The 22,781-nt window shown below is 49.3% G+C and carries 19 protein-coding genes, 6 tRNA genes and 1 riboswitch; of the genes, 3 read left to right on the top strand and 22 right to left on the bottom strand.

Features of this window, described 5'->3' with window-relative positions; genetic code table 11:
- Positions 1 to 68 precede the first annotated feature (68 nt).
- From DW769_RS02365 to DW769_RS02450, 17 genes are all read right to left on the bottom strand, one after another.
- Positions 69 to 141, bottom strand: a tRNA-Lys gene (locus DW769_RS02365).
- 18 nt (positions 142 to 159) lie between these two features.
- Positions 160 to 231, bottom strand: a tRNA-Gln gene (locus DW769_RS02370).
- 20 nt (positions 232 to 251) lie between these two features.
- Positions 252 to 325 (bottom strand) — tRNA-His (locus DW769_RS02375).
- A gap of 47 nt (positions 326 to 372) precedes the next feature.
- Positions 373 to 446: transfer RNA gene (locus tag DW769_RS02380), tRNA-Arg, on the bottom strand.
- 26 nt (positions 447 to 472) lie between these two features.
- Positions 473 to 543, bottom strand: a tRNA-Gly gene (locus DW769_RS02385).
- A 6-nt stretch (positions 544 to 549) separates the two neighbouring features.
- Positions 550 to 624, bottom strand: a tRNA-Pro gene (locus tag DW769_RS02390).
- Between the two features lie 319 nt (positions 625 to 943).
- Positions 944 to 1,423, bottom strand: coding sequence for a metallophosphoesterase family protein (locus tag DW769_RS02395; RefSeq protein ID WP_055265863.1), 480 nt, complete (start codon positions 1,421 to 1,423; stop codon positions 944 to 946).
- Positions 1,424 to 1,443: 20 nt separating this feature from the next.
- Positions 1,444 to 2,046, bottom strand: coding sequence for an XTP/dITP diphosphatase (locus DW769_RS02400; RefSeq protein WP_118749908.1), 603 nt, complete (start codon positions 2,044 to 2,046; stop codon positions 1,444 to 1,446).
- 129 nt (positions 2,047 to 2,175) lie between these two features.
- Entirely contained in the window at positions 2,176 to 3,906 is a 1,731-nt protein-coding gene (locus DW769_RS02405; RefSeq protein WP_118749909.1) for a carbon starvation CstA family protein, read from the bottom strand.
- 44 nt (positions 3,907 to 3,950) lie between these two features.
- On the bottom strand, positions 3,951 to 4,475 hold the full coding sequence (locus DW769_RS02410) for a hypothetical protein (RefSeq protein WP_118749910.1): 525 nt from the start codon (positions 4,473 to 4,475) through the stop codon (positions 3,951 to 3,953).
- Positions 4,476 to 4,636: 161 nt separating this feature from the next.
- Positions 4,637 to 5,794 carry a THUMP domain-containing class I SAM-dependent RNA methyltransferase gene (locus DW769_RS02415; RefSeq protein WP_118666765.1) on the bottom strand — a complete coding sequence of 386 codons (1,158 nt, stop codon included), beginning with the start codon at positions 5,792 to 5,794 and terminating at the stop codon, positions 4,637 to 4,639.
- A gap of 16 nt (positions 5,795 to 5,810) precedes the next feature.
- Positions 5,811 to 6,353: a phosphodiesterase gene (gene yfcE, locus DW769_RS02420; protein ID WP_118666766.1), complete on the bottom strand. Its 543-nt coding sequence runs from the start codon at positions 6,351 to 6,353 to the stop codon at positions 5,811 to 5,813.
- Between the two features lie 106 nt (positions 6,354 to 6,459).
- The gene (locus tag DW769_RS02425) at positions 6,460 to 6,777 is read right to left on the bottom strand and encodes a rhodanese-like domain-containing protein (protein ID WP_022462633.1); all 318 of its coding nucleotides are present in this window, start codon (positions 6,775 to 6,777) and stop codon (positions 6,460 to 6,462) included.
- A 119-nt stretch (positions 6,778 to 6,896) separates the two neighbouring features.
- Positions 6,897 to 7,082 carry a hypothetical protein gene (locus DW769_RS02430; RefSeq protein ID WP_022462634.1) on the bottom strand — a complete coding sequence of 62 codons (186 nt, stop codon included), beginning with the start codon at positions 7,080 to 7,082 and terminating at the stop codon, positions 6,897 to 6,899.
- Positions 7,083 to 7,551: 469 nt separating this feature from the next.
- Positions 7,552 to 8,916, bottom strand: a complete 1,365-nt coding sequence (locus DW769_RS02440) for an alanine/glycine:cation symporter family protein (RefSeq protein ID WP_055227150.1) — start codon at positions 8,914 to 8,916, stop codon at positions 7,552 to 7,554.
- Between the two features lie 210 nt (positions 8,917 to 9,126).
- Positions 9,127 to 9,217, bottom strand: a riboswitch (glycine riboswitch).
- A gap of 495 nt (positions 9,218 to 9,712) precedes the next feature.
- A complete protein-coding gene (locus DW769_RS02445; protein ID WP_242991140.1) occupies positions 9,713 to 11,467 on the bottom strand; it encodes an ABC transporter ATP-binding protein in 1,755 nt (584 codons plus the stop codon).
- Entirely contained in the window at positions 11,464 to 13,224 is a 1,761-nt protein-coding gene (locus DW769_RS02450) for an ABC transporter ATP-binding protein (RefSeq protein WP_117509755.1), read from the bottom strand. The genes DW769_RS02445 and DW769_RS02450 overlap by 4 nt, the downstream gene beginning before the upstream one ends.
- Before the next feature lie 190 nt (positions 13,225 to 13,414).
- Here DW769_RS02450 and DW769_RS02455 point away from each other — a divergent pair, with 190 nt between their 5' ends.
- The gene (locus DW769_RS02455) at positions 13,415 to 14,272 is read left to right on the top strand and encodes a LysR family transcriptional regulator (protein ID WP_117509680.1); all 858 of its coding nucleotides are present in this window, start codon (positions 13,415 to 13,417) and stop codon (positions 14,270 to 14,272) included.
- Between the two features lie 69 nt (positions 14,273 to 14,341).
- Here DW769_RS02455 and DW769_RS02460 read toward each other — a convergent pair whose 3' ends face one another.
- On the bottom strand, positions 14,342 to 15,583 hold the full coding sequence (locus DW769_RS02460; RefSeq protein ID WP_117509681.1) for an Nramp family divalent metal transporter: 1,242 nt from the start codon (positions 15,581 to 15,583) through the stop codon (positions 14,342 to 14,344).
- Between the two features lie 203 nt (positions 15,584 to 15,786).
- On the opposite strand from DW769_RS02460, the gene DW769_RS02465 reads away from it, so the two are divergent.
- Entirely contained in the window at positions 15,787 to 16,269 is a 483-nt protein-coding gene (locus DW769_RS02465) for an N-acetyltransferase (protein WP_117509682.1), read from the top strand.
- An 87-nt stretch (positions 16,270 to 16,356) separates the two neighbouring features.
- On the opposite strand, the gene DW769_RS02470 is transcribed toward DW769_RS02465, so the two are convergent.
- The 3 genes from DW769_RS02470 to DW769_RS02480 form a co-directional block, all read right to left on the bottom strand.
- Entirely contained in the window at positions 16,357 to 17,739 is a 1,383-nt protein-coding gene (locus DW769_RS02470) for a uracil-xanthine permease family protein (RefSeq protein ID WP_118749911.1), read from the bottom strand.
- Positions 17,740 to 17,848: 109 nt separating this feature from the next.
- Positions 17,849 to 18,508 (bottom strand): TatD family nuclease-associated radical SAM protein, encoded by a 660-nt coding sequence (locus DW769_RS02475; RefSeq protein ID WP_117509684.1) that lies wholly within the window; start codon positions 18,506 to 18,508, stop codon positions 17,849 to 17,851.
- Positions 18,508 to 19,602, bottom strand: coding sequence for a pyridoxamine kinase (locus DW769_RS02480; RefSeq protein WP_242991141.1), 1,095 nt, complete (start codon positions 19,600 to 19,602; stop codon positions 18,508 to 18,510). The genes DW769_RS02475 and DW769_RS02480 overlap by 1 nt, the downstream gene beginning before the upstream one ends.
- A 110-nt stretch (positions 19,603 to 19,712) precedes the next feature.
- On the opposite strand from DW769_RS02480, the gene DW769_RS02485 reads away from it, so the two are divergent.
- The gene (locus DW769_RS02485) at positions 19,713 to 20,366 is read left to right on the top strand and encodes an SDR family NAD(P)-dependent oxidoreductase (protein ID WP_117509685.1); all 654 of its coding nucleotides are present in this window, start codon (positions 19,713 to 19,715) and stop codon (positions 20,364 to 20,366) included.
- An 83-nt stretch (positions 20,367 to 20,449) separates the two neighbouring features.
- On the opposite strand, the gene DW769_RS02490 is transcribed toward DW769_RS02485, so the two are convergent.
- Complete coding sequence (locus DW769_RS02490; RefSeq protein WP_117509686.1) at positions 20,450 to 22,750, bottom strand: alpha-L-rhamnosidase-related protein; 2,301 nt, start codon at positions 22,748 to 22,750, stop codon at positions 20,450 to 20,452.
- Between the last annotated feature and the right edge of the window lie 31 nt (positions 22,751 to 22,781).

The following is a 22,781-nucleotide window of genomic DNA, read 5'->3' on the forward strand; positions in this document are numbered from 1 at the left end:
ATTATTTTTTCGAGAAAAAGAAAAATCCCATAGAAAACCTCCATGGGCGTTTTCTACGGGTTATTTAGTGAAGCATCGGGGATTCGAACCCCGGACAACTTGATTAAAAGTCAAGTGCTCTACCGACTGAGCTAATGCTCCGTATACTTTTGCATCCAACTGGGCTAGCTGGATTCGAACCAGCGAATGCAGCAGTCAAAGTGCTGTGCCTTACCGCTTGGCGATAGCCCAATGTTTCGCCTTGCTGGCAGGGTGGATAAAGGGATTCGAACCCTTGGCCTCCAGAGCCACAATCTGGCGCGCTAACCAACTGCGCTATACCCACCATAATTACGACTTACAGTCTTTTTTCACTATTTAATTTTAGTGAAGCGTGCTTGGAGGGATTCGAACCCCCGACCCACGGCTTAGAAGGCCGTTGCTCTATCCAACTGAGCTACAAGCACACAGCTTCTACAAAATCGTAGCAGCAAGCGGGTGATGGGAATCGAACCCACGTATCCAGCTTGGAAGGCTGGTGTTCTACCATTGAACTACACCCGCACGACATCGGGGTGACAGGATTCGAACCTGCGACCTCCTGGTCCCAAACCAGGCGCTCTAGCCAAGCTGAGCCACACCCCGTAAACAAGGTTTCCCGATTTGCGTTTAACCCTTTCGCGCTCGACGCAAGATTTATTATATTACATTGTTTTCGGTTTGTCAACACTTTTTTTCATTTTTTTCAAAATGTTTTTGTGTTGTTTTGCTCTCACCGGACAACAAAGAGATCTTATCATATCTTTTCTCATCTGTCAACACCTAAATTGTATTTTTTTGACAAACTTTTTAAGGATTAGTCAGAACCTGCTCCGGTACTACCCTGTTTTCTTTGGAATAGTCATGTTAGTTGCGATAATTCATTTGATTTTGGGCTGTTCTCCGCCCTTTTTCGACCCGTTTTTTAATCCAGATACTTGATTTCCACCGAAAGCTCATGCTCTTCGTTGATCGTCAGCATGGCATAGCTTGGTTTTCTTCCCATCTGACGCGGATACGTGAGGCTGCCCGGATTGACAATCCAGAGATTTCCACGCTTTTCTGCGACCGGCCGGTGCGTATGGCCGAACAGTACGATATCCACACCCCTGGAAAGCGCCTCCGCATAGATTCCCTCCAGGCCGAGCGATACGCCATAGTTATGACCGTGTGTGATAAAGGCACGGTAATCATCAATGTTCACCTGAATCTCCGCCGGGAGGTTTGAAAACCAGTCATTATTTCCCATGACCATATAGCACGGGCCGTTTACCTTGGATTTGATCAGGTCATCCATCCCTTCCACGTCACCGCAGTGGATCATGCCGTCGAACTCCTCACGTTCCATGGCCTCCTCGAGGTTATACATCCGTCCATGGGTATCGCTCACTATCAGAAATTTCATACTCATTCTCTTCCCTCTTCTTATTTCAAATATGATGCAATCTGTTCTTTCATCGCCGCCAGTGCTTTTCCTCTGTGGCTGACTGCGTTTTTCTCTTCCGGAGAAAGTTCTGCGGTCGTGCGGCTCATATCCGGCAGATAGAAAATCGGGTCATAGCCAAAACCGTTCTCCCCGCGTTCCTCGTAACCGATTTTTCCCTCGATCGTTCCTTTGGTGGTATAGACTGTTCCATCCGGGAAGGCGGCTGCAATCACACAGACGAATCGTGCCGTTCTTTTTTCCACCGGCACGCCCTCCAGGCGGTCAACGAGGCTCTGATTTTTGATGCGGTAGGACGTATCCTCTCCCATATATCTTGCCGAATAGACACCAGGCTCGCCGTTTAAGGCATCCACTTCCAGACCGGAGTCATCCGCCAGCACGATCGTGCCGCCGTCTGTGCATCCGGCAACGGTCTGTGCTTTGATTTTTGCATTCTCCTCAAAGGTTTTGCCGTTCTCATCGATCTCGACCGAAATGCCGGCTTCTTTCATCGAATAAATTTCCACCGGCAGATCCGCAAGGATTTCACGGATTTCTTTCATTTTGCCGGCGTTTCCTGTTGCAAATACAATTTTTTTCATAACCGTTTTCCTTCTTTCACGCTGAAATAACTTGCGATCATTATACCGTATGTGTGACGCAAACACAAGAACCCTGTCACAAAAAAAGACCCCCGTTTTTATCCGGGAGCCTTTTTCTGTAATCACACATTATTTTGCTTTTTTCTGATTTGCCAGAGTCTTAAATCCATCGACAGCCAGGATCAGCGCCAGGATGACAAGCAGGCCTGCCAGCACGATACGTGCTACGCACCAGCCGATGCCAACGCCTGCGCCAAGGCCCTTGAAGTTTGCGATCAGGGTCTGTACAAGGGATGTGATGGTTACGATCAGCATGAATACCATCGGGAACAGGAACATTTTGTTGTTTTTGCCGACTTTTCCAAGCCAGGTGGCAACAGCAAGAAGTCCGATGGCTGCCAGCAGCTGGTTGGATGCACCGAACAGCGGCCAGATTTTGGAGTAACCGGTCAGGCCAAGGCCGATGCCGAGTACTACAGTGATAACGGTTGATACAACCGGATTGGTCAGAACGGCTTTGTAGCCGGTTGCCTCTTTGTAAGTCTGTCCCGGCTCAAGCCAGAACTCCTGGAACATGTATCTTGCCAGACGGGTTGCGGTATCCAGAGAAGTCAGGCAGAATACCGATACAGTCAGAACCAGCAGAGAGTACAGTACGTGGGTCGATCCGCCAAGTCCCGGAATGGTTGCTACCATCTCGGAGATACCGGTTGCAAATACAGCGGTCGGAACAACGGTGGTTCCGTCTGCGTATCTGGACCAGATGTAGCCGACTGCACACAGAGATACAATCGCAAGCGCACACTCAATCAGCATACCGCCGTATGCGATCGGGCGGGCATTTTTCTCGTTATCAAGCTGTTTCGATGTTGTTCCGGAACCAACAAGTGAGTGGAATCCGGAAATTGCACCGCAGGCAATCGTTACGAACAGTGCCGGGAACATAAATCCAAGAGAGCTTCCGGTCGGAGCCAGCGTATCTTTGAAACCGGTGAAAGCCGGGATATCCAGGGATGCATGGCCCATCAGGGCACTTCCGATGACACCGACAATGGCTACGATCATCATAAAGTACAGAAGGAAGGAGCTTAAGTAGTCACGCGGCTGAAGCAGAATCCAGACCGGCGCAACGGAAGCTACTGTGATATAGATACCAACAATCACCATCCATACTGTCTCGGAGAGATAGATCGGATGGAAGTTTAAGCCAACAACTACGCAGACAACGATTGCTGCAATGCCTGCGATGGTGGAAACGCCAAGAGATACATTTCTTCTGTATACCATGAAGCCGAACACAACGGCAAGTACGATAAACAGAATGGAAATCATAGCCGTTGTTGCATTGGCGGAGCTTGCTGCCACATCGACAGCGCCGCTCTCGGTATAGGTCGCTTTAAAGGTGTTTGCAACGATGGAACCGAATGCTGCGACAACGAGAATCAAGGTCAGGTAAGCAAATACGATAAAGAGCTTTTTCGCTTTGCTTCCCATCGTGTCTGCGATAACCTCACCGATAGACTGTCCTTTGTGGCGCAGGGACGCAAACAGTGCACCGTAATCGTGAACGCCTCCAAAGAAAATACCGCCGATGAGTACCCATAAAAGAACCGGAACCCATCCAAAGACAGCGGCCTGAATCGGTCCGTTGATCGGGCCTGCGCCTGCGATGGATGAGAAGTGATGTCCCATTAAGACAGGAGCTTTGGCAGGAACGTAGTCCACACCGTCCTCCTCGGTGAATGCAGGGGTTTTCCGTTTCGGATCAACGCCCCACTGCTCGGCAAGCCATTTTCCGTAGAATACGTATCCGGCGATCAGAATGCCGATTCCGACAACCAGTACAAGAATACTATTCATTTGTTTTTTCCTCCCTCTTTTTGGTAGAATAAATTTATAGATAACTAAGACCGGAACATCTTAGCATATCCCTTTACCAATTCCCAGGCCGCCCGGTTTCCAAACACTTTCTGTTCTGCCGTATCAAAGACGAGCAGCCGCACCTGACAGTAGCCTCTCAAAGAAAACCGGTAATTTTTATAATACTTATATTTTCGGATTCTCTTCTTTACGCTGTCCGCAACCGGTTTGTCCGCAAAAAAAATACCGGTGACCAGCGTGTACATGTGGTCGGTATCCGGTACTTCCTTCCCCTCGCGAACCACCTTTGGCTCTATCCATTCTGTCAGGTCCGTCAGAAATGTTTCGACGTCCTGGTCGTTCAGTTCTTCCACCGCTTTAAAATACGCATGCTCATGACAGCTGATCCTCCACAGCTCTGCTTTCTTTGAGAGCACGTATTTTGCGCCGCTCTCGTGGTAGCTTGCACAGGCATCGTATGTATGGCCGTTTACTTCGGACGGCTTTACGATATCGTAGCTCCTCTCGTAGGAATGCAGCAGCCTGTCTCTGATCTCCTGTCCGTTCATGGTTTCCTCCGCTTGATGAAAAAATTTCGCATGAGGACAGTTTAGCACAGTAGTGCAGTGATTTCAAGAAAATATTAAACTTTTCTAAAATTCTTCTTTTAATTTTTGTTATCAAAAAGGAGCAACGCCAAAAATCATTCGGCATTGCTCCTCCATTTGTATTATTTCTGTTCTTTTTCCCGGCGCGGCGGCTTCGGTCCCGCGTACTGGTAAAAGTAGGTTTTCAGCATTCCATTGTAAATTTTACGGTTTTTATCCGCCTTTTTGCCGAGATACCGCTCGGCATCCTCGTAGCTCGTGATCAGATACATCGACCAGGAATCGAGAACGCGGTACCGCTCTCCTAATGTCTGATACAGGGCCGGAAGATCTTTTTTGTCCTCCAGGCGCTCACCGTACGGCGGGTTGGTAATCAGAAAACCGTATTTTTTCGGGTGCGACAGCTCGGCAACCGGACGCTGCTGGAAATGGATCAGGTGATCCACACCGGCCAGCTTTGCGTTCTCTCTGGCACTCTTGATGACATCTCCGTCGATATCAAAGCCCTGAATATCTGTCTCAATATCGTTCCGGATCCGGTAGCGTGCATCCTCCGCCGCATCCATCCAGCATTTTTTCGGCACGAGGTGCGTCCATTGCTCCGCAAGGAAAGAACGGTTGAGACCCGGTGCAATATCGGCCGCCATCATGGCCGCCTCAATCGGAAATGTACCGCTTCCGCAGAACGGATCGACAAGAATCCGGTCACCCTTCCACGGAGTCAGCATGATAAGTGCTGCGGCAAGGGTCTCGGTGATCGGCGCTTTCGCGGTCAGCTTGCGGTAGCCTCTCTTATGAAGGGAAACGCCGGAGGTATCGAGTCCGATCGTAACCTCGTCTTTTAAAATCGAAACACGGATCGGGTACTGTGCACCGTCCTCCGGGAACCACTCCATGTGGTAGACCTGTTTCAATCGCTCGACAATCGCTTTTTTCATGATCGACTGGATATCGGACGGGCTGAAGAGCTTACTCTTGATGGAGTTTGCCTTCGTTACCCAGAACTTTCCGTTTTTCGGGATAAATTTCTCCCACGGGAGCGCTTTTGTCGCTTCAAAGAGTTCATCGTACGTTTCGGCGTGGACCTGTCCTACTTTGAGCAGGATACGCTCGGTCGTGCGAAGGAACAGGTTGGCGTAGGCGATTCCCTCTGCATCTGCAAGAAACGTTACTTTTCCATCCTCCACGCGCTCGATTTCGTAGCCGAGGTCGAGGATTTCACGTTTCATCACCGCCTCCAGGCCGAAGTGGCACGGGGCGATCAGTTCATATAATTCCATACTCTCCCGTCCCCTCTTATAATGTGAGCTGTTTTACGACGGTGCCGTCAAAGCCTTTGATCGTAAATACGCCGTCCTCGAGGATTGCATAGGTCGGGATATTGCCCTCTTTCGGCAGAGATACAGAACCCGGGTTCAGGAAGGTGTGTGCGCCTTTTTTCTCGGCACGCAGGACGTGGGTATGGCCGTACAGGAAGATATCTCCATCCATCAGCGGCGGCAGATTCTGCTCATTGTAGATGTGGCCATGGCTCATATAGAAGGTATGGCCTCCCTCGATCAGGATGCCGTAATCTGCCAGCACCGGGAACTCCAGTACCATCTGATCTACTTCTGCGTCGCAGTTTCCGCGCACGTTGGTGAGGTACTGTTTTTTCTCATTCAGCATGGCGATGACCTGTTTCGGTGCGTATTCTTTTGGAAGATCGTTTCTCGGGCCGTGATAGAGAAGGTCGCCTAACAGAAACAGGCGGCCTGCGCCCTCTGCTTCGAAGGCTTCCAGCATTTTTCTGCAGTAATAGGCAGAACCGTGAATATCAGATGCAAACATGTATTTCATATCGTGATCTCTCTTTCGTTTTGTGGTTTGGTTTTGTATTGTTTTCTGTTTCATCTTACCGTATCTTTTCCCGCTTGACAAGAAGAAATGTTGGATTGCCGCCCCATTACAGCTCTTCTCCCGCCACCAGATATCGTCCGCGGTATGCATGCATTCCGCCGATGACCGTTTTGACCTCGTATCCGTTCTCCGCCAGCCGCTTTCCCTCCGCCATGCTCGCGGCACCCCGCTCACAGCAGATCACAAGAATTTTGTCCCGCGGCAGACAGACCCGTTCGAGCAGATGGTCATAGGGAAGATTCACCGCTCCTTTCACATGCCCTTTTTCGTATTCCCGCCGGTTCCGCACATCGATGATCATCGCCCACGGTTTTCCCACGTACCAGTCCAGCTGGTCTGCCGCCAGCAGTGTCATGCCTGCCATATCCTGGTCCCCCTCTCCGGATCTGACTTTCTCTCCTGTTTTATATGTATGCAGAAACCGGCGGCAGAGTCCGTATGGGACCCTCCGCCGGCTTTTTCTGCCGGAATCCCAAGGTTTACTTAGTATTTTTCATACTCATCCTTCTCGTCCTGCTCCCGGTTCTGCTGACCGTAGGATGACATCTCACGGTCTTTCACATGATTGCAGTCTCTGCTGTTCTTCTGGTTTTTGCTGTATTCGCTTTTCTCGTATCCGTTTTTGCTGTACTCGTTTTTGCTGTATTCATTTTTGCTGTTTCTGGTCATAATCTTGTTTCCTCCTGAATGTTTTTTTGTCCTGCGACATCCTTTAGTATCGCTTTTTCCGCGCAGATTATGCATCCAGAACCCTGTTTTTCCACGGTATCTGTTCCAAAGTGGGGAATGCAAGCCCAAAAATACAGTGTTTTTCCTGCTTTCGGACCACTGCTTTCCAAATTGTGGTAATTTTTTCCAACTTTTGAATTTCGATGTTGCTTTTTCCCGTTATCTGTATTATAATCAATTTTGTAAAAGAATTTACCCTTCATAAATTTTTTTACAATTAATAACCCCTTATTAATTATTTATACTCCCCTTGAAAGACCGGTAGCTCCCCTGCCGGTCTTTCTTTTTGCAATTATTCAGAGCCATCTCGAGATGCAGCGCAGCGGAATCGAGATGTGGCTCTGAATAATTGCAAAAAGAAAGTCTGCATCAGCAGACTTTCCTCCTTTTTCCCGTTCTGTATATATGATTAGAATTCTACTTTTTCACCTTTTGCCGCTTTTGCTACGGTTCCTGCGAGGACGATCAACGCCATGAGGTTTGGAATTACCATCAGGCCGTTAAAGAGGTCTGACAGGTTCCATACGAGATCCACTTTCAGCAGAGAGCCGAGGAAAACGAACACAACGACGATCAGCGAGAACGGAACGACTGCTTTCTTTCCGAACAGATACTGTACGTTCTGTCTTGCAAAAAAGTACCATCCGACGATGGTCGAGAATGCAAAGAACAGAAGACAGATCGCTACGAACGCCGGTCCGAAGCCTTTGAGGCCGGTTCGGAATGCCGCCTGTGCGACCGGGGTTCCTTTAACACCGGTACTCATCATCTCTTCCAGAACGCCGGAAGAAAGAATAACGAGAGCGGTCATGGTCAGGACAACGAAGGTATCAATAAAGACACCGATCATCGCTACTTCACCCTGATCCTCCGGGTTCTCGACATCGGCAATCGCATGGGCATGCGGGGTGGAACCCATACCGGCTTCATTAGAGAAGAGGCCTCGGGCAACACCGTAACGCATGGCTTTCCGCACGGTAATACCGGCTGCTGCACCAAATACGGCGTCCGGACGGAATGCACAGATAAAGATCGAAGCAATCGCTGACGGCACATGCTGGATGTTGATCAGAATAACAACAAGGGCTCCGACGAGATACAGTGCTGCCATCACCGGAACAACTTTTTCGGTGAAGGATGCGATACGGGAGATACCTCCGATGAAAATGAATGCGGCGAGAACGGCTACAATCACACCCATCACCCATTTCGGTACGGAAAATGCGGTGTAGAACGCATCACTGATGGAGTTCGACTGTACCATATTTCCCATAAAGCCAAGTGCCAGAATAACGGCTACGGCAAAGAAGCCTGCCAGTGCTTTTCCAAACGTTCCCTTGAATGCGTGGGTAATGTAGTAAACCGGTCCTCCGATGACTTCTCCGCTCTCATCGCGGCGTTTGGAGATCTGCGCGAGATACGCCTCGCCGTAGATCGTTGCCATGCCGAAGAACGCAGCAAGCCACATCCAGAAGATGGCTCCCGGGCCGCCGGATACGAGTGCGGTCGCACATCCTGCGATGTTTCCGGTTCCGACCTGTGCGGCGATCGCTGTTGCAAGTGCCTGGAAGGAAGTCATGCCGTCTTTTCCGGCCTTCTTACCCTTTAACGAGAAACCGCCGAAGACGCGGTTCCACGCGGTCTTAAACTTTCTTACCTGTACAAAGCGGGTCCGAACAGAGAAATAAACTCCCGTACCTACCAGCAGAAACAGCAGTACGCTGTTCCAGAGCACATCACTGATCTGCGCAATTGCCTGATTCAATGCATCCATTTTCTTTTCTCCCTTTCCATTCGACGTATGGTCTGAACGATCCGGATCACACATCCGCACCGTTTTGAGAAAAAAAATACCATCTTCCGCGGGATATCCTGCAGAACATGGCTCTGATTGAAAAATACAGCAAAAACTGCGCTTCCGAAAACTTTTTTTCGTTCCTGCGCACCGCTTTTCTTGTTCCGCGGCTGTTTTTCTTCTGTATCTTTTTTTGACTCTGTCCTTTTGCCTGAGAGATTCTGCATCGCTGCATTGCACCTTCGGCACTCTTTTCAAGAGCTTCTCCAGAGACCACTCCGTTTTTAGTCCTCGCCGTTTCCTCCCATTCTTGTTTTAAGAAGAGAACCGGCACCTGAAAGTTTTACTTCTTCGGTCGTGCACCTTTCAAAAATTAAATTTCCAAAGGCTCTCCGCACATTTTCTAAAAACTTCTACGTCTTTTTTTATTTTTGTAAAACTATAGCACCTGTGATACGATTCGTCAATACCCCCTGCCGTATTTTTTTCGAAATATTGGAAAAATATCTAAGAAAGAATCCTGCTTTGCAGGATTCTCCGCCTGCGGCGGGTCGCTTTAGCGACATAATTCCTCTCCGCCGCAGTGCGATCCTGCCCGGAGGGCTTTTTTATATAACGGGGAATTTCAACGAAATTTCCCGTTATATAAAAAAAGCAGCAGATCTACCGCACACACGCCTCAAAATCGTATGTACGGCATAGATCTGCTGTTCTCTTTCTCAAAGGATATTCCTCTGGAAAGCAGGGGACTTTCTCGATTTGGTTAAACCATATTTTATGACGCCTGGAACTGGCTGTTGTACAGATTGTAGTAGAAGCCTTTCTTCTCGAGCAGCTCCTCGTGGCGTCCCTGCTCGATGATCTTTCCGTCTTTCATGACAAGAATCAGGGAAGCATTGCGAATGGTTGACAGGCGGTGTGCAACCACAAAGCTCGTTCTGCCCTGCATCAGCTTGTCAAACGCCTCCTGAACCTGCAGTTCGGTACGGGTATCGATGCTGGAGGTTGCCTCGTCGAGAATCAGCATCGGCGGCAGGCAGAGCATCACACGGGTGATGCAGAGAAGCTGCTTCTGTCCCTGGCTGATGCTGTCTTCACTCAGAACCGTATCAAGTCCCTTCGGCAGACGTTTGATGAACTCCCAGCTGTGTGCCTCTTTTGCCGCACGAATGATCTCCTCCTCGGTCGCATCCGGCTTTCCGAAGCTGATATTGTCGCGCACAGTTCCCTGCTTGATCCACGTATCCTGCAGCACCATACCAAAGCAGCTGCGGAGTGCATGGCGGGACAGCCCGTCGATCGGCTTTCCGTCGATGCAGATCTTTCCGGCATCTACGTCATAGAAACGCATCAGCAGGTTGATAAATGTGGTCTTTCCGCATCCGGTCGGACCGACAATCGCAACACGCATGCCCGGCTGTACGTCGAGATTAAAGTTTTCAATCAGCTTTTTGTCTTTGTCATAACTGAACGCTACCTCGTCAATGGTCACATTTCCCGTCACCTGATCGATCGTTCCGGTCGGATCAGCGCTCTCCTCTTTTTCTTCCAGAAGGGCAAAGATACGGCCTGCACACGCAAGTGCGTTCTGCATTTCTGTGATAACGGAGCTGATATCATTGAACGGTTTCATATACTGGTTTGCATACGACAGCAGAACGGAAAGTCCGCCGACGGTCAGCGCGCCGCCCGGTATCATAAACGCTCCCACAAGGGCAACTCCGGCATAGATGACATTGTTGACAAAACGGGTAGACGGGTTGGTCAGCGAGCTGTAGAATACGGCCTGCTGACTGTATTTCTGCAGATCTTTGTTAATCTCTGCAAAGCGCTCGGAAGCTTTTTCCTCATAACCGAAGGCTTTGACTACTTTCTGGTTTCCAATCATCTCATCGATGAGTGCGGTCTGTTTTCCTCTCGTCTCACTCTGTTTCTGGAACATTTTGAACGAACGGCCGGAAATAAATTTTGCCACGAAGAAGCTCAGCGGCGTCAGACAGATCACAAGGAGTGTGATCCATACATTCTTTGAGAACATGAAAAACAGTGTCACAATAATGGTTACCACACCGGAGAAGAGCTGTGTAAAGCCAAGCAGCAGACCGTCCGATAAGATATCGGTATCTGTGATGACACGGCTTACAATGTCTCCGGAGCTGTGCTGATCCAGATAGGACAGTGGAAGCACCTGGATATGGCGGATCGCCTGGGAACGCAGGTCGCGCACAATGCGGTACGTCATACGGTTGTTAATCAGGTTCATCACCCACGCAGAGAGGGCGGAAACGAGGGTAAAGAATACGATTCGTTTCAGATAGAACCACATTTCCGGGAAATTGACCTGATGGGCTGCTACAACTTCATCGATCGCATCACCGAAAAGGATTGGGATATACAGCTGTAAAATAACGGTAATCGCAGCCAGCACAATACTGAAGGCCAGGAAAATCTTGTAATTTCCAATAAACGCCATCAGTTTTTTCATCACCTGCATGCCGCTCTTTCCGGACTTGTTTTCTGTCTTTTTCATGCGATCACCCCGCTTTCGTTATGATAGGATGCACGCTCTTCCGGGAACTGAGAGAAGTAAATCTCGCGGTAAACCTCACACGTTTTCATCAGTTCCTCGTGTGTGCCGTTTCCTTCAAGCGTACCATTTCCAAGTACCAGGATTTGATCTGCCTGACGGATGCCGGCGATTCTCTGGGATACGAGGAATGTGGTGGTAGTTCCTTCAAGATTGTGGATGGCCTTGCGGAGTTTTGCATCCGTTGCAAAGTCAAGCGCACTCGAGCTGTCGTCCAGAATCAGGATTTCCGGTTTCTTTACCAGCGCACGCGCGATGGAAAGACGCTGTTTCTGTCCGCCGGAGAGATTCTTTCCGTTCTGCTCCAGCATAAAATCGAGCTGATCCGGTTTTCCTTCCACCACTTCTTTTGCCTGGGCTGTGGTGAGTGCCTCCCAGATTTCTGCATCGGTGGCATCCTCCTTGCCCCATTTCATGTTGTCGCGGATGCTTCCCTTAAAGAGCACAGCTCTCTGCTGTACGACGCCAACCTTACGGCAAAGTTCTTCTTTGGTGTAATCTTTCACGTTTTCACCGTCAAGGAATACTTCACCGCCTGTCGCATCGTAAAAACGGGAAATCAGGCTGACCAGAGTCGATTTTCCGCTTCCGGTACCGCCGATGATTCCGATGGTCTGACCGCGTTTTGCAGTAAAACTGATATCCGACAGACTCTCTGCGCCGGCTCCCTCGTAGGTGAAGCTGACATTTTGAAACGTAACAGCAGCATCTCCGCTGACTTTCTTTGCAGCGCCGCTCTTTGCCGGGTAAGCCATGCTGGTCGGAACGGCCAGTATACCGGAAACACGTTCTGCACAGGCAACGGATTTGTTTAAGGTGATGATCAGGGAAGCCAGTTTAATCAGCTCCACAATGATCTGCAGCATGTAGTTGTAAAGTGCGACGACCTGTCCCTGCTGCATACTGCCGATGTTGACCTGAAGACCTGCCTGCCAGATCAGGACAACGGCTGCGATGTTGATAAGAACATAAGTCAGCGGGTTTAACAGTGCGGAAATTTTTCCGACAAATTCGTTCAGACGGGTCAGCTCGTCGTTGCTCTTCTCAAAATCGGCAACGGACTGCTCCTCACGGCAGAATGCACGAATGACGCGGACGCCGGTCAGGTTCTCTCTTGTCATTCCGGTGACGCGGTCAAGCGCTGACTGTACTTTTTTGAACAGCGGAATGCTGACCAGCATGATGCCAAAAACGGCAACGAACAGAATCGGAATGGTTACCAGGAATACAATGGCACATTTTACATTGACGGTAAATGCCATCACAACGGAACCAAATACGATAAACGGGCTTCGCAGCAGCAGACGCAGACCCATGTTAATTCCATTCTGCACCTGGTTGATATCGTTGATCAGACGGGTAATCAGCGTATCGGTTCCAATCGTATCCAGCTCGGTAAAGGACAGAGCCTGGATATGGTCAAATACTGCCTGGCGAAGTTCTGTCGCACAGCCGACGCTGGCTTTTGCCGCAAAGTACTGTGCGGTGAAACTGCAGCAAAGTCCGACTGCCGCCATCAGAACCAGGATTCCAAAACGGCTGACGATGTACGGACGGTTATTGCCGGCGATACCCACATCGATGATCTGGGCAACAACCATCGGCACCAGAAGGTCGAATACGACTTCCAGAAGCTTGAACAAAGGAGCAATGATGCTCTCTTTTTTGTAGTGCTTCAAGTAGACTCCAAGACTTTTCATCTTCTTTTTCACTCTCCATTTCTTTGTTTCTTCAATGCCATAACGGATCGCTCCGTATTTTGTACTCCGCAATCCTGGCACCTTGACATTGACAGTATAATCTCATATGATTAATACGACTAGTATTGTTTTTATCGCTTAGTGATATAATTTTTATATCATAGAATTTTTTACGAAAGGAGCTTCCCCTATGGAACTGCGTCAGCTCGAATACTTCCGTGTCATCGCGGAAACCGAAAGCATCCATGAGGCCGCCCGCCGCCTCAACATGTCCCAGCCGCCGCTCAGCTACCAGTTAAAACAGCTCGAAACGGAACTGAACGTCATCCTGTTTGAGCGCACCCGCCAGGGTGTCCGTCTGACGGAGGCCGGAAAACTGCTGTACGACCGCTCCGCCAACCTGCTCGAGTACGTGAAATCGACGGAGCTTGAGGTCGCAAAGGTCGGCAAAAAGCGGGTTCTCCGACTTGGCATCACACCGACCACAGTTGCGACAATCATGCCGTGTGTCTCGCTTTTTTCCCGCCGCAATCCCGACGTCAACTTCGAAGTGCATGACGGCATCACCTACACCCTGTACCGCTATCTGATGGACGGCATCATTGATATTTCCATTGCCCGCACGCCGCTGCGGCTCGATGATGTCGACTATAAAATTTTAAGCTCTGAACCTATGATTGCCGTTTCTTCCAAAGATATGCTTCCCGAGAAGAACGGAGCGCTAAAACTTTCGGATCTTTTAAATATTCCACTTATCATCTACCGCCGGTACGAGTCACTCATCATGGATGCATTCCACTCGCGCGGCATGGAACCCGATCTCTTCTGTGTCTGCGACGATCCCCGCGGCGCGATGCTCTGGGCAAAGGAAGGCCTTGCTACCGCCATTTTCCCGCAGTCCATGAGTTCTCTCTGTCAGGGTCTTCGCATCCAGCCGCTCTTAGAAAGTGACCTTGAAACACAGATCGCCGTAATCTGGAAAAAGGGCCGAAATCTTTCCCCTCTTCTGCAGGACTTTGTCGATGCCTGCATGGAGAGCATATTATAATAGAAGAACTCCGCACGCCGGTACCTTTTCCAGGTGCCGGCGGCGGAGTTCTTCCCGTTTTTGTTTCTTTTACTGCAAAAACAGCAGCGCAAGATTCAGCAACGTCACAATCGCCGCAATGCCAAATAAGACAAATTTCAGCCGCAGACTGTTTGCATATTTTCCCATGACTTTTTTCGACGAAGTCAGATAGAGCTGTGTAAACACCGTGATCGGAAGCTGCATTCCCAGGAACATCTGTGAATAGAGAAGCCCCTGGAACGGGGAATCAATCAGGAGAATCACCGCGGCCGCCGGGATCATGGTCAGCAGGATTCCCCCGCGTGTCTCCTGACTTTTCATCTCATACGGCTTGTTAAAAATTCCCGAAAAAATCGTTCCGCCCGCCATTCCCGCGGTAATGCTCGACGAAATTCCAGCAAGGAGAAGTGCAGCGCCAAAAATCACAGAAGCGGCATTTCCAAGGAGCGGCGTCAGCATCCTTCCCGCTGTTGCGAGATCATCCACCTGTTTTGCATTCTGCGGCTGAAAAAAGGTTGCGGCCGCCATCAGAATCATCGCACTGTTGATGGCCCAGCCGATCATCATAGAAAACAGGGTATCTTTGAACTCATATTTCAGCTGGCGCGCGATCACCGCACCATCCTCGAGATTCCACTGGCGGCTCTGAATAATTTCCGAGTGAAGAAACAGGTTGTGCGGCATCACAACCGCGCCGAGGACACTTAAGATAACCGGCATCGAATGCTTTGGAAACGACGGTTTCACCCAGCCGACGGCCGCCCTCGCCCAGTCAATATCGGCAATCCAGACCTCAAAGAGGAACGAAAAACCGATCAGCGACACAAACACAATAATCAGTTTTTCAATCCGTTTGTAGGCACTTGTAAATTCACAGATCAGAACCAGCACGAGAATCATCATGCTCCCAAGCCTGACCGGAATGCCAAACAGCATCTGAAGTGCAATCGCACCGCCTAAAATTTCCGCCATTGCAGTCGCCACTGCTGCCATCATCGCCGTCGCGAGAATCGTGTTTTTCAGCCAGGATGGCAGATAGACGCTTGCCGCCTCGGAGAGGCATTTTCCTGTGACAATGCCAAGATGTGCCGCATTGTGCTGCAGAAAAATCAGCATGATCGTGGACAGCGTAACCATCCACAGAAGCTCATAGCCGTAGCCCGATCCTGCGGCAATGTTGGATGCCCAGTTTCCTGGATCGATAAAGCCGACCGTGACAAGAAGCCCCGGTCCGAGATAGCGAAGAAAATTCATACCCGCCGTCTCATTTTGTTTTTTACTTTGTTTCATATTCTTTCCTTTCTGCTGTTCTGATACGGAACCGGCTGATGGATAACCTGAAATTACCTTTTTGCTTTTTAGTTAGTCTCAACTAACTTCATTGTACATAGGATTTTTTGAAAAGTCAAATCCTGTTTTCTCTTTCTTGTGCTTCCCCATTCACTGTGTTACAATAAAACTGCTGATTTCGAACCAAAAGGAGGAATTTTATCATGATACGACCTGCCGTCCAAAATGATTTTTCATCGATCATGGCAATCTATGCATACGCCCGCTCTTTTATGCAGGAAACCGGAAATCCGAATCAATGGGGAAATCATTTTCCGCCGGAAGCGCTGATTCGCAACCGCATCCGTGACCGTCAGCTCTTTGTCCTCGAAGAAGGCGGCGTACTGCACGGCGTCTTTGCCTTCATCATCGGTGAAGATCCGACGTATCTGCAGATCGACGACGGCTCCTGGCTTTCCGATGCGCCATACGGCACCATCCACCAGGTTGCCTCGGATGGAACGATCCATGGATTTTTCTCGCAGATCGTTGCTTACTGTCAGGCACAGATCCCGCATCTGCGTATCGATACACATGCAGACAACAAAATCATGCAGCATCTGATCCGGAAAAACGGATTTGAACAGTGCGGCATCATCTACGTCCTGAATCACTCCCCACGGATCGCGTTTGAACGGATAAAATAGTCTGAAAAGAAAAAAAGATCTGTATTTTCAGAACCTGTCATTTTTCATAACAGGTTCTGAAAATACAGATCTTTTTCTTTTTGCTTTTTATGCGTGGATTCCTCTGTTCTCGTCTCCGGTCTCGTTTACGCCGAATTCGTAATCGTTGCCCGGAAGAATCATATTCAGCAGAATTCCTGCGATCGCTGCAATTGCAAGTGCAGTCAGGGTGATGGTCGTTCCGCCAATGGTAAAGGAAAGGCCGTCACTGAACCCAAGTCCGCAGACAAAGATTACACCCGCAATAATCAGGTTTCTTGATTTCGTCAGGTCTACCTTGTTCTCAACGACGTTACGCACACCGATGGCAGAAATCATACCGTACAGCATAAAGCTGACGCCTCCGATGATGGAGGACGGCATGGTGCTGATGAGTGCCGATACCTTCGGAATGAAGCTGACAATGATGGCAAAAACTGCAGCAATGCGGATGACTCTCGGGTCATGAACACGGCTCAGTTCCAGAACGCCGGTGTTCTCACCGTACGTTGTGTTTGCCGGTCCGCCAATGAGACCTGCCATTGCCGTTGCAAGACCGTCGCCAAGCAGCGTTCTGTGCAGTCCCGGATCGGAGAGGAAGTTCTCTCCTACCGTTGCAGAGATTGCGGACATATCGCCGACATGCTCCATCATGGTAGCAATCGCGATCGGCGCCATAATCATGATACTCGTCAGATCAAATTTGCAGAACTGCAGCGGCGGAAGTCCGACGATGCCTGCCTGCGCAACCGGTGCGAAGTTGATGATGACGGATCCGTCCGGGTTTTTGATCCCGAGTGCGTTTAAGATCACGGCCACGGCATAGGCAATCACAACACCCATCAGAATCGGAATAATTTTGAACATTCCTTTTCCCCAGATATTGAAAATGATGATGACAGCCAGTGCCACCAGTGCCAGGAACCAGTTGGTCGAAGCATTTCCAATGGCGGAACCTGCAAGGCTCAGGCCGATGCAGATGATGACCGGACCTGTGACAACCGGCGGCAGGTAACGCATCACGCGTTTTACGCCGACCAGGCGGATGATAAGGGCAAAGATCAGGTACAGAATACCTGCTACCACAATACCTCCGCAGGCATAGGCTGCCTTGTCGTTGACACTCATATTGGCATATTTTCCCGTGTTCAGATTTGCAACAGCGGCAAAACCGCTTAAGAATGCAAACGAGGAACCAAGGAATGCCGGAACTTTAAATTTCGCGCACAGATGGAACAGCAGAGTTCCAAAACCGGCACAGAACAGTGTGACGGATACGGTAAGGCCTCTCGACGGACCCTCGCCGCATGCATCCACAAAGTAGCTGTTTACCAGAATCGGCACCAGAATGGTTGCGCCGAACATGGCAAACATGTGCTGCAATCCGAGAATCAGCATTTTGGGAATGCCGAGTTTTCTCGCATCACGAATGACTCCATTAGATTCGTTCATACGTCTTTCCCTCTCTTTTGTTTTTCTTTTCTATTATAGGCAATGCCCGTCAAAAACACAAGGGAAAGATAAAGAAGATAAAAGCTTAAAAATTTTAAGCTTTTATCTTTTAATTTTCAAACGGTCTTACCCGCAGCGTAACGCCAAGGGAATCGCAGATTTCCCGACATTTTTGGATTTTTTCTTCCGGCATAACTTTTTCCACCACGGTCATGACAACATTTGGCACATACCGTTTCGCAAGGACAGCAAACTCCTTGAGCGCCTCATATGACTGAAGCCCAAAGCGGGAGCGTGTCAGCTCCAGGAACTCTTTTTCATCCGGTGCATTTAAAGAGATCGAAACGGTGTCGAATCTTCCCTTTAATTCCGGCGTGACATCTCTTCCATAAATCAGATTTGCAAGTCCGATCGTGTTCAGGCGTACTTTCAGGGACGGATACTGCTTTTTCAGCGCATCAATCACCTGACAGACATCAGAAAGGCGCTCCAGCGGTTCGCCGAAGCCGCAGAATACAAGCTCGTTGATTACGCTCAGATCGTACTTTGCAAACAGCGACAGCATCGTCTCAACGGACGGCTCGCCCTCTTTTAACCACAGTGTATTTCCCTCCTGCTGCTGTTTCGTCTGGCGCAGGCAGAACACACAGCTGCACGGACATTTGTTCGTCATGTTGACATAGACATTTTTTCCGGTTAAATCGCCGCTTTTTGCAAGGTCGAGGTATCCCTCCTCGCCGACGGCTCCGGTTACGGTATATAAATACATCAGTTTTCCTCCGTCAGATCTTTCATAAACATTTCAAAACTAAGTCCCCAGTAACTCGGCACTTCGTTCTCTTCACAGTAGCGGATGCATTTCGATACATAGTCTGCCGCCTTTTTCACGGATTCGTAAAGACTGTGGCCGTTCAGATACATTCCCGCAATGATCGCCGCGATCACATCTCCCGTCCCACTCCGGTCGCCGCCGATCCGGTCTACCATGACAATCTGGAAATCTTCTCCTTTATTATAGATAAAGTTTGCAATCTGTGTCTGATTGAAATGGATACCCGTCACCACAATGTGCTTCGGCCCCCGCTCTGCCAGTCTGGAGCACATTTCTTTCAGCTCCTCAATGGATGCCCCGTTTTCCGGGTACGGCATATCGAGCAGTGTGCACAGCTCTGTCAGATTCGGTGTAATGATGTCCGCATAGTGAACCAGTTCTTTCATCTTGTCGCACATCTCTTTTGTGTAGGTTCGATACAGCTTTCCATAATCTCCCATTACCGGATCAACGATGACGAAATTGTTGTCCGTCTTAAAATGGCAGATAAAATCAAGCACAATGTTTACCTGCTGCTCCGATCCCAGAAAACCGGTTGAAATCGCGTCGAAATCGAGCTTCAGATCCTTATATGTCTGAATGTAATCCTTCATCCGGTCCGTATAATCGTCAAAGTAATACGTCGGGAACTGCGTATGTGCGGAAAGAATCGCGGTCGGAACTACCACCGCCTGAATCTTCATCGCTGACACAAGCGGCGCCATCACGGCTGTGGAACACCGGCCAAAGCCGGTCAAATCGTTAATCAGCGCTATCTTTTTCTGTTTTTCCATGGTCTTCTCCTCTTTTCCAGAATGCCGCCGCACCTGTTTTACGTCTATTTTGGCACAATCGGAATGGATGCTTTTCGTTGGTCGGAAATGTTCCGGATCTGTCTTGTCGCTCGGTGCCTGACGCTTATGCGCACATTGTACCATAAATCCGTTGATTTTTCCACGTTTTACTTTCATTCCTTTGTTCTCTTTTGGAAACCAAATCGGATCGTTCAGGCCAATTCCTGCTATTTCGAGCACACCGGCAGGACCTGCCACGGGCAGCTCTCTTGGGATGCCAAGCAATCCGGAAATGCCTCTCCTTTTCTCTGGATCACACGGCGGGTTTGCGGTATAATGTGGGTAATCTTTGACTTGGAGGTTATCATATGCGTGTACTTATCACAGGAACCAGTTCCGGAATCGGGAAAGCGATTGCGGAAAAATTTCTAAAAGAAGGATTTGACGTTACCGGCTTTGACCGGAAAGCAGCTTCGATTGTGCAGGAGCATTATACCCACTTCTGTCTCGATATCCGCGATAAAAAGCAGTATCCGTCTCTTGCGCCGTTTGATATTGTTATCAACAACGCCGGCGTGCAGAATGAAGATGATATTGATATCAATCTGAAGGGAACCATTGCGATCACGGAATCCTACGGGATTCATGATGGAATCCGCGCCGTTCTTATGATCGGATCGGCCAGCGGCCACACCGGTGCAGAATTTCCGGAGTATACGGCAAGTAAAGGCGGCGTGCTCGCTTATACGAAAAATGTGGCACTCCGCATTGCACCGTACGGCGGAACGTGCAACAGCCTTGACTTTGGCGGCGTACTGACGGAGCTGAATCTGCCGGTCATGGAGGACAAAAAGCTCTGGGATCAGATTATGGATCTGACACCGCTGAAGAGGTGGATGACCGTCAAGGAGGCTGCCGACTGGGCGTATTTCATGACCGTGACGAACCGGTTCTGCACCGGGCAGAATATTCTGATTGACGGGCTCGAAGCAGGGAACGCACACTTTGTGTGGCCGGACTAAAATTGTTCTGTCGGACTACCCGCTCTGTCATGTACAAAAACGACGCAAGTCATAGTTTTCGTCTATGACTTGCGTCGTTCCTTTTACTGTGGCAGTTCATACGCTACATCCACACCAGATTCCGTCTTTTTCCAGGAAACTTTCACCATTCCCTTTTTCGTAATAACCTCACCTTTCGCCCATTCAAGATAGCCCGGATTTGGCTCTACGGCAATCTTTTCATAGCCCGGTGCTGCCGGATGAACGCCTAGGACAACCGCCGGAAGCTCAAACAGGATCAGCGATCCCCACGCATGGCAGTCGCTTCTGCCGTTTACGCCGTCTTCCACGCAGGTGGTCAGATTGTCTTTTACCATTTTTTTCCAGAGATCCCAGCACTTTTCCGTCTCTGCGTACATACCGGCTTTTTCCAGTGCTCGGTACAGATAATACGCCATTGCCACGGAACACTGTGCATAAGTTTCCGGATCTTCCATGGATTTCTTCAGGTTCTCTGCGCCTTTCTGTGGATCTACACAGCCCGCCAGTAATGCAAATACCTGACAATGCTGGCTGTACTGTTTTACGCCAGGTCCATCGATGTATACGCCATTTTCGTCCACACACCAGCGGTTCACCGCATCGCGGACTTTCGCGGCACGCTCCCGGTATTCTTCTGCCACACTGTTTCTTCCCAGATATTCGAGAACTTTTGCAGCATATTCCAAACCCAGGATATACAGAAGGCTTTCCATCGTAATCGGCCCTTCCAGTCCGGCACGCGGCATTCCGCTTGTCTCATCCCACTGTTTTGTCCAGTCGATGAAAGACCAGTATTTTGCTCTGCCGTTGATGCCTCCGACTTTTCCTACCAGACCCCGCTCATCCAGATTTCTCCGGAAGAACTCCAGAATTCCATCCACAGCTCCCATGTGCTGCCGTAAAAATTCCGGATCACCAAAGTACATCATGTGATCGTACAGCATCAAAATATAATAAATAGAAAATCCCGGAATAACATTCGGTCCCCAGGTCGGGTATGAGCAGTTAATCATCCCATCATAGCGCTGGGAGCGCCGGAAATCGTCCATACAGTTTCTGGCTAGACGGTCATCTCCCGATACCATATAGGTATAAAGAATCTGGCTTCTCGAATCCATCGCATACTGCAGCTGCTCATAGAACGGACAGTCCTCGTACGTTTCATGCATGCATCTCTTTAAAGTCCGAAGGCTGATATCCCACACGCCTTTCAGGCTTTCATCGGACGTTTCCACTTTGGTTTTCACTTCCAGTGGATATCCGGTTTCCATATAATCAAAGCCTGTAACGACAAGCGGTTCTTCCGCTGTCCTGATTTCCAGCCGGACAAAACGGAAGGTCCGGAACCAGAATGGTTCATAGATCTCTTCCTGTTCGGCATCGCCATATCCCGCTACGTGATACGTGTCGGTATAACCGTTCAGCTCTCCATTTTCCCAGTCACAGCGGTCTCCCTTTTTCGGCAGCCGCATCGGATGGTCGGATTCACCTTTCTCTTTTTCTACATAACACTCGGAAGTCAGAATTTTTACTTCTGCTCCTGCTCCCTGCTTTAGCTGTAAAGAAAGAAATCCCGTCATTTCTTCGCCTGCATTGATTTCCACGCATACGGTACAGCCTGCCGGAATCGTAATGGTTCCTTTCTTATGCAGCACATCATTCCAAGCTTCCCGGGTTGAAGCTTCTGCCTCATATTTTCCATGGACACCAGGAAATTCTGCCGGGATTTTTTTCATATACGGAATCGGACGCGGGAACAGATTTCCCGGAGAAACTGCTTTTGGCATCTCGAACTCATTATATACTTTTACCGTTTCCCATTTGCTGTCATCGTAAGTGCTGTATTTCCATCCCGCCGTTTCGCCGTCTCCGCTGCGCTCCTCCAGAATCTGGAGCGGTGCAAAAAACGGATTCTCTGAGACAATATGAAACTCTTTTTCCCTCCAGCATTTCCAGGTAGCATCTGCATTCAGTCCAAGAGAAACCTTTCCTGGTTTTTCTTTCACATACAAGCCCGGTGTCTCTGTACGGAAAACACCATAATTACCTTTCCGGCTGTTCATCGGATACCGCAGAACTTCTACGGCAATGCTGTTTTCTCCTTCTTTCAGGAACGGACCAAGATCGACGGTATCGTAATACCATTTCATCCGGTCTCCCTTGCTTGGACCAAGTTCTGCTAATACTCCGTTGACATACAGTTTATATCTGGAATCTGCCGAGATTTCAATCTCGCACGCTTCTTCCGGAACGGCGTCTAGCTTCACATTCTTTTTAAAATAAGCCAGCGCACATTCCTCCTGGTCGTCCGGCCCCCACACCGGAAGCCAGATCCAGTTCGTATATGGGATCTGAAACTCCATTTTGCTACACCTCCATGTTTTGATACCTTCT

The sequence above is a fragment of the Blautia sp. AM29-29 genome (assembly GCF_003480555.1).
Classification (GTDB): domain Bacteria; phylum Bacillota; class Clostridia; order Lachnospirales; family Lachnospiraceae; genus Fusicatenibacter; species Fusicatenibacter saccharivorans.